The following is a 13,876-nucleotide window of genomic DNA, read 5'->3' on the forward strand; positions in this document are numbered from 1 at the left end:
GGCCACCCTCATCCTGGGAATCGAACGGTGGTACCCGGCATCAGCTGGACCACCTCGCCGCGACACTCGACTTCCACCCCGGCCGCGTCGCGGGGGTCCACGCTGATGATCACGCCCTTGCCGCTGACGCGCAGGTGCAGGTGCAGGCCACGGTAGTGAATCGGGATCGCGAGAACGCCGAGTGATTCCGGCCAGTGCGGCGAGAGGATGAGTCGGCCCGATCGGGTCTCCAACCCGGTGAAGCAGCGCTGCATGAGGTCGACGGTCCCGGTCATTGCGGCCAGGTGGACACCCTCGGACGTGGTGCCGCCCTGGATGTCGGCGACGTCGGATTTCAGTGCCTGCTGGAAGAATTCCAGGGCGTGCTCGCGGTTCGCCCTGGCCAACACCCAGGTGTGCACCACACCGCTGAGCGTGGACCCGTGCGAGGTACGGGCCAGGTAGTAGTCGACCATCAGCGGGACCTGTTCGGGAAGGAAGCGGTACCCGAGACGGTCGAGCAGCTCCCGCAGTTCGGTGGCCGACATCAGGTAGAGCAGCATGAGCGCGTCCGCCTGTTTGGAGGCCTTGTAGCGGTTGACGTCGTCGTCCTCGGCTTCCAGGATGCGGTCCAGGCGTTGGATGTTGCCGTACTGCCGACGAAGACGGTCCCAATCCAGCTCTGCCAGGTCGCCATAACCTTCGAACTGGCTCATGACCCCGTCATGGAACGGGACGAACATCCGCCTGCTGACCTCATCCCAGTGCGTCAGTTCGGCGCTGCGCAGTCCGAGTGACTCCAGCAGGTCCAGGCGGTTGGGCAGCGGCAGCAGGCTCAGGGCGTCCAGCGCACGCATGATCACCCAGACCGCCATGACGTTGGTGTAGGCGTTGTTGTCGATACCGTCATACGGCGCATCCGGATAGCCGGAATGGAATTCGTCGGGTCCGATGACACCCTTGATTTCGAAGCGTCCGCGTTCGTCGTCATAGGTGGCCAGGCTGACGAAGAATCGGGCGACCTCGACGATGATCTCTGCACCGCAGTCGATCAGGTAGGCCAGATCGCCGGTCGACTGGTAGAACTTCCAGGCGCTGTACGCGACCGCGATCCCGATGTGGTGGGCGCGGGCGCTCGCATCCGGATTCCACCGCCCGCTGCGCGGGTTGAGGTGCAGACGCTGACTCTCCTCGCGGCCGTCACTTCCGGACTGCCACGGGAACATCGCGCCCGCGTAACCGGCCGCGCGCGCGGCCTCCCGCGCCTCGTCCAGGCGCCGGTAGCGGTAGCCCAGCAGGGACCGGGTGATCATCGGGAACCGCAGGTTCAGGACGGGGTAGATGAACAGTTCGTCCCAGAAGATGTGGCCGCGATACGCCTCACCGTGCAACCCGCGTGCGGGCACCCCGACGTCAAGGTCGATGGTGTTCGGCGACACCGTCTGCAACAGGTGCAGCAGATGCAGACGCAGGATCCGCACCTCGTCGGTGAAATCGTCGAATTCGATGGACATCCGTTCCCACAGATGCGTCCACTCGGTGAGGTGCCCGTCGAGCAGTTCCTCGAAGCGCCCGAGCCGGCCGATCAGGCGTTGCGCCGCCGTGCCGGGTTCTGACATGGCACTGTCGCGGCCCGTGTAGACCGTGACCAGCTTCTCGACAGTCGCCGTGTCACCGGCTGACAGCCGCACGGAGATGTCGTGACCGATCTCGGCGTCCTGCTCGAACAGGGCAAAGGCTGCGGCAACCGGCGCGTCGTTGCGCCACAACCTGTTCCGCGCGGCCATCGCGACGGGAATTCCGGACTGCGTGGTGCGCACGGTGAGCAGCACCGCATCGTCGGCGACCTCGCGCGTGCACACCGACCCGAGGTGTTCGCTGCCCAGATCCCGGTAGCGCTCGACCAGCGAATTCGTCACGTTGCCGTCCAGCGTCGAGCGGAATTCGATTGTCCCCGACCAGTCCTCGGCGCTGACCGTGGTCTCCAATGAGCCGACGTGTGGCAGATGCATCGACACGAACCGTCGTTGCCGCAGCGAACTCGTCCGTCCCGCACCGTCGCGGAATCGGACCTCGCGGGTAAGCACCGCGCCGCGCAGATCGAGGTTCTGCCGGTACGACAAGATGCTGACCTCATCGATGTCGAACCAGTCGCCGCCGTCGATGCGGAAGGTCAGTGCAAGCCAGTTGGGCAGATTGACCAGGCTCTCGTTGTCGATCTCGACTCCAGACACATTGTCGACGAGGCGGTTGTACACCCCGGCCGCGTAGGTGCCCGGATAGTGCACCTGCCCGGCCTTCGCCTCGGGTGCGGCACCGCGGGTGGCGAAGTAGCCGTTGCCGACTGTGCACAACGCCTCCCGCAGCTTCTCCTCGCGCGGGTCATACCCGCTGAAGGTGTAATCCCATGCCGTGCTGGCCATCTCCTGCTTGTATGCCAGCCAGTCGGACCCGCGCCGAATGAACTCACAGACGTGGTCTGGGCTCTGCAGGCGGAAGCGGGCCGCGGTCCTGCGGTCGCCGTCCTCCTCGTGCTCGACCACGATCCCGACGCCGCCGTACGCGATCGCATCGAAGGCGTCTTCGTCGGTGAGGTCGTCACCGATGTGGATCGGCAGCATCTGACCGGCGGGATCGATCCGGTCGCGGATCCAGTCCAGCGTGGTGCCCTTGTCCCAGTCGAGGTCGGGGCGCAGTTCGACCAGCATTCGCCCGCCGGTCACGCGCAGTCCGCGTTGCCCACCGAGATGATGGGTGACCGACACGGCCTCAGCGACGCGCGCAGGATCGGCGCCACGGTAGTGCACCGCGACGGCGAACCGCTTGTGCTCCACGTGCACTCCCGGAATCGCCGACAGGGCTTCGCGTAGCGCGGCGGCGGCCTCCGCGAGTACCGGGATGAACGCCGCAGCAGCGTCGTTCTGGTGATGGGTGCCGTCCGGGCCGCTCAGTTCGAAACCGTGGCTGCCCGCATACCAGAGGCCGGGGATACCGACCCGGCTGGTGATGTCGGCGAGGTCCCGTCCGCTCAGGATCGCCACCGGGCACACCTCGGAGACGAGTTTCAATGCCTCGGCGGCGCCGTCGACGAGCCTGGCGGCGTCGGGTTCGGAGACGATGGGGGACAGGGTGCCGTCATAGTCCAGGAACAGAATCGACTCACGGGCACTGGTGATTCCGACCCACTGCCCGTACGCCGTCAGCGCGTTGGGCAGTTCCGAGATTCGCTTGTCGCCGAGGCGCACGGCGATGTCGGCGAAATCGTCGAGGACGACGTCTGCGCCGTGGCGGATCAACTCGTCGGCACCCCCAGTACCGTCGATGCCGATGACGAGAGCGAACCCGGCGTCGCGGCCGGCGGCCACGCCGGCCGGGGAGTTCTCCACCACGACGCATCGCTGTGGCCGCACTCCGAGTTTCCGGGTGGCTTCGAGTAGGGCTGTGGGAGCGGGGTTCTCGACGGTTCCGCGCCCGCCTCGAGCGCCGTCGATGAAGACTTCAAACAGGCCGTCGATTCCGGCGGACCGGAGGGCCTGTCGATACTGCGGGTTCGACGAGTAGGCGGCCGCTGCGACCCCGGCGCTCTGCAGCTTGCGGGCCAATTCGACGGTGGCGTCGAAAGCTGTTGCGCCGACGGCCAACGCGCCATCGAGGTCGACCAGCACCGCGTCGTGACGACGGGGGTCGATCGTCACCGGAAGCTTCATGCCGGGGCCGGCGTCAGCTGTCGTTCGACTTCGAGCACCTGGCGGGTGGTCTTCACGGCGGTGTCGGGGTTGAGGCTCATCGAGTCGATGCCGACGCGGACCAGGAACTCGGCCATGTCCGGGTAGTCCGACGGCGCCTGACCACAGAGCCCCGAGTGAATTCCGTTGCGGCGACAGCCTTCGACGGCCAGCCGGATCATCTCCTTTACCCCGTCGTCGCGCTCGTCGTAGTCGAACGCGACGATCTCGCTGTCGCGATCGACGCCCAGGGTCAGCTGGGTCAGGTCGTTGGAGCCGATGGAGAAGCCGTCGAAGCGCTTGGCGAACTGGTCGATCAGGATCACGTTGTTCGGGATCTCGCACATCGCGTAGACCTTCAGCCCGTTCTCGCCCCGCCTCAGACCGAGGTCAGCCATGGTCTGCAGGACAAGGTCGGCCTCCTCCACCCGGCGGACGAACGGGAGCATCAGGATGACGTTCGTCAGGCCCATGTCGTCGCGCACGCGTCGCATGGCCCGGCATTCCAGCGCGAAACCCTCGGCGTAGGCGGGGTGCGCATAGCGCGAGGCCCCGCGGAAGCCGATCATCGGGTTGCTCTCGGCCGGCTCGAATCCAGCGCCGCCGAGCAGGCTGGCGTACTCGTTGGTCTTGAAGTCCGACATCCGCACGACGACGGGCTTGGGCCAGAAGGCTGCGGCAATGGTGCCGATCCCCTCAGAGAGTCGCTGCACGAAGTACTCGCCGCCGTCCGCATGGTCGCCGATGATTCCTTCGATGGTCCTGCGCGCCTCGGGGTCGTCGACCCGATCCGGATGCAGCAGGGCCAGTGGGTGGACCTTGATGTACTCGCTGATGATGAACTCCATCCGCGCGAGTCCGACTCCGTCGTTGGGCAGGAAGGAAGTCTTGAACGCGAGGTCGGGGTTACCCAGGTTGAGCATGATCTGCGTGCGTGGACGGGCCAAGTCGCCGACCTCGGTGCGATCCACGTGGAAAGCCACCGCGCCCTGGTACACCCGGCCGGTGTCGCCCTCGGCGCACGACACCGTCACTTCCGTGCCGTTGGGCACGCTGACGGTCGCGTCACCGGTGCCGACCACAGCGGGGATGCCGAGTTCACGCGCGATGATCGATGCGTGGCAGGTGCGTCCGCCGCGGTTGGTGACGATCGCCGCGGCGGTCTTCATGACCGGCTCCCAGTCGGGCGTGGTGGTGTCGGAGACCAGCACCTCACCCGGTTTGAAATCCGAGAGCTGCGTGAGGTTTTCGATCCGTCGCACGGTGCCGGAGGCGATCCGTTCACCGACCGCGCGACCCTCGGCCAGTGTCTCGCCGCGCCCCTCGAGCACATAGGACTCCAGTGCGGTCACGCTCTGCTGGGAGGCTACGGTCTCCGGGCGAGCCTGCACGATGTAGAGCTTGCCGTCGAGACCGTCCTTGGCCCACTCCATGTCCATCGGCCGCCCGTAGTGCGCCTCGATGGCGCACGCGTAGCCGGCGAGTTCCAGCACGTCGGAATCGGTGAGGCAGAAGCGCGCGCGGTCGGGCTTCGGGGTGGGGATGTTGCGCGTGGTGTTCTTCGTCTCGCCCTCGACCAGGATCATCTTGACGGCCTTGTCGCCGAGCCGGCGGCGCAGCACCGCCCGATGACCGGCCAGGTAGGTCGGCTTGTGCACATAGAACTCGTCGGGGTCGACCGCACCCTGCACGACATTCTCGCCCAGGCCGTAGGCGCCCGTGATGAAGACGGCGTCGCGGAAGCCCGATTCGGTGTCAATGGAGAACATCACGCCGGATGAGGCGATGTCCGAGCGCACCATCTTCATCACGCCGATCGACAGCGAGACCTTAAACTGGTCGAAGCCCTGGTCGATGCGGTAGTGGATGGCACGATCGGTGAACAGGCTGGCGAAACAGCGCTGGCAGGTGTCCAGCAGGCTCTCGTCGCCCTTGATGTTCAGGTACGAATCCTGCTGGCCGGCAAAGCTGGCGGTCGGCAGGTCCTCGGCGGTGGCCGAACTGCGGACCGCGAGGCTGACCTCCTCGCCGTATTCCTGCTGCAGCGCGCGGTAGCCCGCCAGGATCTCGGCGGACAGATCTGCCGGCAGTCCGGCACCGTAGACGATCTCCCTGGCGCGCTTGGCCTTGCGCGCCAGCGCGGCGACATCGGCGGGGTCGAGGTCGTCGAGTTCGGCGTGCAGGCGCTCCCAGGCGTCAGCCTCGTCGAGCATGTGCCGATAGGCGGCCGCGGTGATGGCGAACCCGTGCGGCACGCGCACACCATGCGCGGCGAGCTTCTGGAACATCTCGCCCAGCGAGGCGTTCTTACCGCCGACCAGAGCAACGTCGTCGATACCGAAGTCTTCGAAGAAGCGAACATAACTCGGTCGGCTCATGGCCTGTCCCCTCTCAGTGCCTCACCAGCGTCAACTTCCCACATTCGGCGAGCCGCCAGCCAGGGCCGAAGGTCCTCTCGGCGCCATTCGGGTGCGGCGCGGCGGCCTGCAGTAAGTGACTTGCGGCCCTGTTGCCGAGCCGCCAGCGGGTCCATCGTTTGACTATGGAGCATCTGTCGCCGCTGGACGCCGGTTTCCTGGAGGCCGAGGACTCCGACCCCCATATCAGCTTGGCGGTCGGCGTGGTGTCCATCATCGCGGGACCGGTTCCGGAGTTCTCCGAAATGCTCGCGGCACTCACCGACCGCGCGCAGGACATCCCTCGCTTCACCCAGCGGCTGCACACCCATCCGCTCGACATCGAATCACCCGAGTGGGTGCCGGATCCGCACTTCGACATCTCGCATCACGTCCACCGCGCCGCGCTGCCCGAACCGGGAGGCGACGCCGAGCTCTTCGCACTGGTCGCGGGCCTCATGGAGGGTCGGCTGGACCGAGAGCGACCGCTGTGGCAGAGCTGGGTCATCGAGGGCCTGTCCGACGACCGGTGGGCGGTGCTGGTCAAGGTTCACCACTGCATCGCCGACGGCATCGCCACCTCGGAGACGCTGGGCCGGCTCTTCGACGACGGCGGCCCGCACACGTCATTCGCCAGCGATATCCGCGCGTCCAAGGAACCCGATGCGCCGATGATGCCGAGGTTTCCTCGCCCGAGCCTCAACCCGCTGAAGTGGGCGGGCGAGTTGTGGCACGTGACCACTTCGGCTGCGGATGCCCTCGAACGCGCGGTGGTGGGGGCCGCCGAGTTGACCGTCGGTGTCCTCGCGGGCGCACCCAATTCCTCCCTCGTCGGCCCGGTCTCCCGGATGCGACGGTTCAGCGCGGCCAGGGTGGAGATCGCCGACCTCGAGAAGGTGTGCGGCGCTTACGGCGTGACGCTCAATGACGTGGCGCTCGCGGCCATCACCGGCAGCTACCGTTCGATGCTGCTCGATCGGGGGGAGGCGCCGAGCGCCGGCGCGTTGCGGACGCTGGTCCCGGTGTCGGTGCGGGCCATGGATGACCTCGGGGTGACCGACAACCGGGTGTCGGCCATGCTGCCGCTGCTGCCCGTCGACGAGCCCGACCCGGTCGCACGGTTGACCGTCGTGCACGAGCGGCTGGCGAGGGTGAAGGCCAGCGGCCAGCGGGAGGGGGCGAGCGCCTTGCTGGTGGCGGCACAGAGAATTCCGTTTGCGTTGTCGGCGTGGACGATTCGACTGCTGACCATGTTCCCTCAGCGTTCCGTCACCGCGTTGGCGACCAATGTCCCCGGCCCCCGCGAACGACAACGCGTGATGGGTCGCGAGGTGCTGGAGATCATCCCCGTCCCGCCGATCGCGCTGCAACTTCGCACGGGCATCGCGATGTTCAGCTACGCCGACCGGTTTTTCTTCGGCATCATCGCCGACTACGACAGCGCCCCCGACGTCGACGCGCTGGCGGCGGGAATCGAGTCCGAGGTGGCCACGCTCGCGGACCTGAGTGGCGGGCGTACGAAACGACGCGAGCGATCCGGCCACCCGCCGGCGAGTGCCAGTTGAGGACTGCGCCGCAGCCCTCCCTCAGAAGGAGTGACCGTCATGTCTGTCTCGACCGAACACGTTGTCCTCGTCGGTGTCGACGGCTCACCGTCGTCGAACGCGGCGGTCGAATGGGCCGCCAGAGATGCGGGTCTGCGCGGCGTTCCGCTGGTGCTGGTTCATGTCACCCCGGAACCTCGAGTGACGTTGGGCGTGGAGATCATCCGATCGGCCGAGGTGTGGCGCAGGCTCGAAGACGACGCACGGCAAATCCTGGCGCAGAGCCGTGCCATCGCCGAGCGGATTTCGGCGTCCGCCGAGCCGATTCGGATCGACGAGCTCGCGGTGTCCGACGGCGTGGTGTCGGGCTTGGTGGCACTGTCCGAGGACGCCGACATGCTCGTGGTCGGCTGTCGCGGCCTGGGTTCGATCAGTGGACGGCTGCTGGGTTCGGTCAGCTCCGGCCTGGTCCATCACGCCCTGTGCCCCGTCACGATCGTCCACGATGAGCGGCGGGGTTCGGCCGAGGATATGGCCAGGCTGCCGGTGGTGCTGGGCGTGGACGGCTCGCCGGCTTCGACGTCCGCCACGGCTGTGGCGTTCGACGAGGCGTCACGGCGCGGCGTCGAACTGATAGCCCTGCACGCGTGGGCCGACAACGTCAGTATCGAATTCGCCGGAACAGATTGGGATCTGCTGCATGAGCGGGCCGCGGCGGCCCTGGCCGAGCGGTTGGCCGGATGGCGCGAGCGGTATCCCGACGTCACGGTGCGTCGCATCGTGGTCCCGGACCGGGCGGCGCGTCACCTCATCACGCATTCCCATGACGCACAGCTGGTCGTCGTCGGCAGCCGCGGCCGTGGTGGCTTCGCCGGGATGCTGCTGGGATCTGTCAGCTCCGCCGTCGTGGAGGCGGCACACTCTCCGGTGATCGTGGTCCGACCCTCCTGACTGAGGGATCGGGTTCGACCGGCTCCGCGATTCCTGCGAACAGTCGTTGGACGTCGGCGGTTTCACACATCGCGGTGCCGGGGGTCAGCAGCATGGCGGCCCCGGCAGCGACACCCAGGCGTACCGCCTGGTCCAGCGGCCAACCACGGGCCAACCCGACCGTGACCCCGGCGACCATGGCGTCGCCCGCGCCGACTCCGCTGCCGCGGCCGATGTCCGGCGCTTCGAACCGCAGACTGCGTTCAGCTGAGGCGAGCATCGCTCCTCGGGCGCCCAGCGACACCAGGACGTGGCGGGCGACCCCGCAGTTGATGAGCTGATGGGCCGCCTCCCATCGCTCGGCTTCGCTCGACAGGTCGTGGTCCATGTACGCACGGAGTTCGCTGATGCTGGGCTTGAGCAGAAACACCCCGGAGCGGACGCGGCGCAAGCCGGCGCCCGAACCGTCCAGGATCAGCAGCGCGCCCAGATCACGGCACAGGTCAGCGACGCGCTGGTAGAAGTCGGGCGAGGCGCCGGGTGGCAGGCTGCCGCTGGCGACGACGAACCGGGCGCCTGTGGCCGCTGCGCGCAACCGGGTCAGGCACCGCTGTTGTTCGGCTTCGGACAGCACTGGTCCGGGCAGCACGAACCGGTACTGCAGGCCTGTCTCCTGTTCGTCCACGGTGAAGCTCTCGCGGGTCGATGCGGTGATCGGGATCTGGTCGTGGGGCACCCCGGTCGCGGTGAGGAGGTCGCCGATCAGCGCCCCGGTGGCACCGCCGGCGGGGAACACGGCGGTGGCTTCGGCCCCGAGCACGGTCGCGACCCGAGCCACGTTGATGCCACCGCCGCCGGGGTCATGGCGGGCGGCGCCGCAACGCAGCTTGTGGGTGGGGCGAACGCGTCCGATGCCGGTGGTGATGTCCAGCGCGGGATTCATCGTCAGTGTGACGATGCGGTCGTCGGCATCCGCCGCCGCCGCGTTCACGTAGTGACCGTCAGGACGTCAGCCAGGGGGCGCCGCCGTGTCTGTGGAGGTGGCTCCTCACCCGCGGGTGCGGAGCCGATCCGAACCAGGACCTGCGGGTATTCCCGGTCGGTCAGCTGCGAGACGATGTGGCGACCCGTGGCCATCTCGGTCAGGTGGGTCAGCGGGCAGCTGGCCAGCCCGGCGAGGGTCGCTTCCAGCAGCACTGTCGACAGGGCCGACCCGCACTCAAGGATGTCGCGCCGGGTGTCTTCGTGCGCCGAGAGCACCACGATGGCGGAGCGATCCTCGGGGATCTGCGCACGACGGTTCGAATGGGGCGCCACGGGGAACGTGCGTCCCACCCCGACACGGTCGTCCTCGGCGGCGGAGACGAGCGCGCTGTAGGGGATGCCCTCGTCCGCTTCATACGGCGTGGTCCACCACTGCAGCGTGCGGAAGTACTGCGAGTCGTACAGGCGCAGCGCATCGACGAATTCCGTTGCGGCAACGAGCTGAGGACGATCGGCGTCGCTGATGACGTCGAGCAGTGCGAACGAGGTGTCGATCCGACTGCGAAGCCGTTCCTCAAACCGTTCCCAGTCCGGCACCGGGCCGAACGGGAGCCGATCGGTGCGGCGACGGCTGATGGCCTCCGCAAGACGCCGGTGGCCGTCGGTGACCGCGACCAGTTCGGTGAATCCGAGCGTCGCGAGGTGATCGAGATTGTTGGGGTTGGGCAGCAGTTCGACATGGGCCTGCCAGCCCTGCGCGGCCATCGCGACCTGCACATGGTCCAGTGCCGCACCGCAACTGAGCAGCGCCTGACGCCCGCTGTGGTCGTTGGCGACCACATGGCTCCGGTCCAGGAACAACTGCAGCTTCGCACCGTCCGCAACCCAGCGCCATGGCTGGCTGTTGTGATACGAGGGTGCGCGACAGGCCAGGCCCACCGCGTCGCGCAGTACGTCAGCGGTCAGTGTCATCGCAGCCATGGTGCAGTCCTCCGCTCTCCCCGGAGGGTTCGTCAACGAACGATGCCGCACCGGCTGGCAGCAGGCCAGGGACCTTGGTCCCCAATCGCTGGCGGCAAGGGCTTTAGACCCTGAGCTAGAGGACTTCTGCGGTCAGAATGGGGTCTGCCGACCGGCTGTGTGAAACGTCCCGGTGGACCACTATGAAGGGACACGAGCGCGTGAATGGTGACGCTCCGTTGACTTCGGGAGTGAGATGTCCGACCGCACACGCCCCATCGTGGTGGGAATCGACGGCAGTGAGGGCGGTCTGGCTGCCGCGCGGTGGGCAGCAGCACTGGCCACGCGCATGGACGCACCGCTGAGGCTTCTGCACGCTCGGCCCGACACCGGTCACGCCTTGACCGACGCCGCCGCCGCACTGCGCGCGGCAGTGGGGAACTACCACGAGGAGCAGGTCGAGCGGTCTCTTGCTGAAGCTGCCGAGGCGGCCCAAGCAGAATCTCCCGGGTTGAGCATCACCACCGCGGCGCTTGAGTGTCCGGCCGCCGAAGGCCTGATCGACGCCAGTTGGTATGCCCGATTCGTGGTGCTGGGCACCAAGCCCGTCACACCTCTGGCGGCGCTGCTGTTGGGGTCGACCACCCTGGCAGTGGCCACGGGCGCAGGTTGTCCGGTGATCATCGTGCGTGGCGCCGACACCGCCGCGACGGACGCCCCCGTTGTGGTGGGCGTCGACTACTCCGAGACCGGGGGTGTCGCGCTTGAGCGCGCCTTCGAGATGGCCGACCGTCTGGGTGTGGGCCTGACGGCAGTGCATGCCTGGTCACATCTGGTGCCGGCGGGGGTGATGGCCCTGCCCCGCCTGACCGATTGGGCGGCACTGGAATCCGCCGAACTGGTCCAGTTGACTGAGGTCGTCGACGAGGTTGCGCAACGTTTTCCCAACGTCAAGGCGAAGTGCTTCCTGGAGTCCGACCGGCCCGCCGAGGCCTTGATCCAGCACAGTGACGGCGCGCGGATGGTGGTGGTCGGGTCCAGAGGGCGGGGTGCGCTGACCGGTGCGGTGTTTGGGTCAACCGGATTGAACATGCTGCAGCACTGCCGGATACCACTGATGATCTGCCACGAGGGGCACACCGTCCCCTGACCGACGACGCCAACGGGGAGACCACGTTTCTGGGTCTCGATGCGACTGCGGAGGTGGTGCGCGGGTAGGCTGGCGGGCACTTGCTTGTTGTCGACCGCAGGGACGTATTTATGGCCATCACTGACGTCCCGATGTACGCGCATCTGAGTCGTACTGACATTGACTCGCTCGGCGCTGAGCTCGACGGCATTCGCCAGGAGATCGAGGACTCGCTCGGCGTCCGCGATGCCGCCTACATCCGTCGGGTCATCCGATTCCAGCGGATTCTCGACGTGGCGTCGCGACTCGTGATCGTCGGCACCCGCTCAAGGCTCGGGTGGCTGGTGGGCACCGCGGGCCTGGCTGCCGCGAAGAGCGTCGAGAACATGGAACTCGGCCACAACATCGGCCACGGCCAATGGGATTGGATAAACGATCCCGAGATCCATTCGAACACCTGGGAATGGGATATGGCCGGGTTGTCCTCGCAGTGGCGGTATTCGCACAACTACCGGCACCACGTGTTCACCAACGTGCTCGGAGTCGACGACGACATCGGTTTCGGTGTCATGCGGGTGACCCGCGATGAGCCTTGGGAACGTAAACATCTGGTCCAGCCGCTGCGCAATCTGCTGCTGGCGGCGGTCTTCGAATGGGGCATTGCCCTGCACGGCCTGCATTCCGCACATGAGCGCGCCCGCGATGATCAGGAAAGATCCGTTCAGTCACAGGCTTTGGTCGCCAAGATCAAGCGACAGGTGCTCAAGGACTACGTGGTGACACCCGCACTCGGCGGTCGGAGATGGCGCCGCGTGCTGGCGGCGAATGCGGTCGCCAACCTTGCGCGCAACCTGTGGGCCTACGCGGTGATCTTCTGCGGACACTTTCCCGACGGCGCCGAGAAGTTCACAGAGGAGGCCCTGGCGGGCGAGACCAGATCCGACTGGTACCTGCGCCAGATGCTGGGGACGGCGAACTTCAAGGCTGGGCCCGTGCTGGCCTTCGCGAGCGGCAACCTGTGCTACCAGATCGAACACCACCTGTTCCCCGACCTGCCCAGCAACCGCTACGCGCAGATCGCCGAACGCGTGCACGCCCTGTGCGACAAATACGACCTGCCCTACACCACCGGATCACTGGCGCGGCAGTTCCTGTTGTCACAGCGCACGATCCTCAAGCTGGCTCTGCCCGACCGTTTCCTCACGGCCACCGCCGACGATGCCCCCGAAACCGCATCGGAACGGAAGTTCCTGGGCCGCGGTGTGGCGATCGCCAAACCTGTCTCCGGTTGATGTGGCCATCCGTGACCTTCTTCTCGAGGCCATCGACGGACGGCGCGCGGCGGTTGATGTCCGACCGCGGCGGCCCCCCACGCGCCGGTGGCCGAGTTGACCGCCTTGGCTGCGCAGGACCGCTGAACCGGTTCACCGGCGACGGGCACGGGCCCGCCGGACCGACTCCTCGACCAGGCGTTCGGCGACGACGGCGAGCCTGGTGTTCTCGCCCTGGCTGAGGCGGACCAGGCGTTGGAACGCCCCCGCGGCGTCCTCACCGGTGCGGCTGCGAATGATTCCGACCGCCTGATCGATCACCGCGCGGCTTTGCAGTGCGCGCTGCAGTTGCTGCGTGCGCTCATGCGCCTGGTCCAACAGGCGCGCATTGTGGACCGCCACCGCCGCGGCCTTGGAGAACCGCGATCCCGTCTGGACGGCGTGATCGCCGAACGCGTCGCGGGTGCGGGCGTACGCATTGATCGCGCCGACCACGTCATCGTGCACCAGCAGCGGGAGTGCCAGCACGGAATGCACGCCCATCCGTGCGACCCTGCCACCGAACCGCGGCCACCGGGCGTCGTTGCCCATCGATCCGCTCACGGTCGGTCGGTGTGACTCTATGCAGGTCAGGCACGGTCCCTCGCCGAACTGGTCGTACTGCACGGCGTCGATGTCGCGGACGAAGTCAGTGGTCACCGCCCAGGTTTCGACGCGGTGCTGCCCACCTGCCTGGAGCAGCGTGACTCCGGCACCGTCTACTCCAGGTATCGCCAGGACCGCGAATTCCGCTATCTCACTGAGGATTTCGTCTACTCGTCGGGTCCCCGCGACAATGCTGGCCACACCCGCCAGGCCCGCGTACAGGTCCAGCTCGTGGGCTTCGAGCTGGACTGGCGACGGTTGAGGTGCCGCGTCCGGTGCACGCCCGGGTTGGGCGTCGTAGTCAGCCATCTTC

The 13,876-nt window shown here is 67.2% G+C and carries 9 protein-coding genes; 4 read left to right on the forward strand and 5 right to left on the reverse strand.

The genetic code is table 11. From position 1 onward, the window contains the following. Positions 1–8: 8 nt before the first annotated feature. Positions 9–3,686, reverse strand: a complete 3,678-nt coding sequence (otsB, locus tag G6N34_RS08115) for a trehalose-phosphatase (protein ID WP_085152447.1) — start codon at positions 3,684–3,686, stop codon at positions 9–11. Continuing rightward, positions 3,683–6,082 carry a phosphoenolpyruvate synthase gene (ppsA, locus tag G6N34_RS08120; protein WP_085152448.1) on the reverse strand — a complete coding sequence of 800 codons (2,400 nt, stop codon included), beginning with the start codon at positions 6,080–6,082 and terminating at the stop codon, positions 3,683–3,685. Before ppsA ends, otsB begins: the two co-directional genes overlap by 4 nt. Before the next feature lie 164 nt (positions 6,083–6,246). Here ppsA and G6N34_RS08125 point away from each other — a divergent pair, with 164 nt between their 5' ends. Further along, entirely contained in the window at positions 6,247–7,665 is a 1,419-nt protein-coding gene (locus tag G6N34_RS08125) for a WS/DGAT/MGAT family O-acyltransferase (protein WP_085152449.1), read from the forward strand. A 39-nt stretch (positions 7,666–7,704) separates the two neighbouring features. Then, positions 7,705–8,595, forward strand: a complete 891-nt coding sequence (locus G6N34_RS08130; RefSeq protein WP_085152450.1) for a universal stress protein — start codon at positions 7,705–7,707, stop codon at positions 8,593–8,595. Here G6N34_RS08130 and G6N34_RS08135 read toward each other — a convergent pair. Both G6N34_RS08135 and G6N34_RS08140 read right to left on the reverse strand, forming a co-directional pair. Beyond that, complete coding sequence (locus tag G6N34_RS08135; RefSeq protein ID WP_264017064.1) at positions 8,537–9,565, reverse strand: 1-phosphofructokinase family hexose kinase; 1,029 nt, start codon at positions 9,563–9,565, stop codon at positions 8,537–8,539. The genes G6N34_RS08130 and G6N34_RS08135 overlap by 59 nt on opposite strands. Beyond that, positions 9,562–10,539 (reverse strand): Acg family FMN-binding oxidoreductase, encoded by a 978-nt coding sequence (locus G6N34_RS08140; protein WP_085152451.1) that lies wholly within the window; start codon positions 10,537–10,539, stop codon positions 9,562–9,564. The genes G6N34_RS08135 and G6N34_RS08140 overlap by 4 nt, the downstream gene beginning before the upstream one ends. 235 nt (positions 10,540–10,774) lie before the next feature. Here G6N34_RS08140 and G6N34_RS08145 point away from each other — a divergent pair, with 235 nt between their 5' ends. Further along, positions 10,775–11,668 carry a universal stress protein gene (locus tag G6N34_RS08145; RefSeq protein ID WP_085152452.1) on the forward strand — a complete coding sequence of 298 codons (894 nt, stop codon included), beginning with the start codon at positions 10,775–10,777 and terminating at the stop codon, positions 11,666–11,668. Between the two features lie 110 nt (positions 11,669–11,778). Next, a complete protein-coding gene (locus G6N34_RS08150; protein ID WP_085152453.1) occupies positions 11,779–12,939 on the forward strand; it encodes a fatty acid desaturase family protein in 1,161 nt (386 codons plus the stop codon). 132 nt (positions 12,940–13,071) lie between these two features. Here the strand turns inward: G6N34_RS08150 and G6N34_RS08155 are convergent, their stop codons facing one another. Next, positions 13,072–13,872 (reverse strand): GAF and ANTAR domain-containing protein, encoded by an 801-nt coding sequence (locus tag G6N34_RS08155; protein WP_085152454.1) that lies wholly within the window; start codon positions 13,870–13,872, stop codon positions 13,072–13,074. Positions 13,873–13,876 lie beyond the last annotated feature (4 nt).

The sequence above is a fragment of the Mycolicibacterium confluentis genome (assembly GCF_010729895.1).
Classification (GTDB): domain Bacteria; phylum Actinomycetota; class Actinomycetes; order Mycobacteriales; family Mycobacteriaceae; genus Mycobacterium; species Mycobacterium confluentis.

Excerpts from the sequence above, each read along its gene's own strand:
- otsB (WP_085152447.1), bottom strand. The coding sequence starts at position 3,686 with ATGAAGCTTCCGGTGACGATCGACCCCCGTCGTCACGACGCGGTGCTG.
- ppsA (WP_085152448.1), bottom strand. The coding sequence starts at position 6,082 with ATGAGCCGACCGAGTTATGTTCGCTTCTTCGAAGACTTCGGTATCGAC.
- G6N34_RS08125 (WP_085152449.1), top strand. The coding sequence starts at position 6,247 with ATGGAGCATCTGTCGCCGCTGGACGCCGGTTTCCTGGAGGCCGAGGAC.
- G6N34_RS08130 (WP_085152450.1), top strand. The coding sequence starts at position 7,705 with ATGTCTGTCTCGACCGAACACGTTGTCCTCGTCGGTGTCGACGGCTCA.
- G6N34_RS08140 (WP_085152451.1), bottom strand. The coding sequence starts at position 10,539 with ATGGCTGCGATGACACTGACCGCTGACGTACTGCGCGACGCGGTGGGC.
- G6N34_RS08145 (WP_085152452.1), top strand. The coding sequence starts at position 10,775 with ATGTCCGACCGCACACGCCCCATCGTGGTGGGAATCGACGGCAGTGAG.
- G6N34_RS08150 (WP_085152453.1), top strand. The coding sequence starts at position 11,779 with ATGGCCATCACTGACGTCCCGATGTACGCGCATCTGAGTCGTACTGAC.
- G6N34_RS08155 (WP_085152454.1), bottom strand. The coding sequence starts at position 13,872 with ATGGCTGACTACGACGCCCAACCCGGGCGTGCACCGGACGCGGCACCT.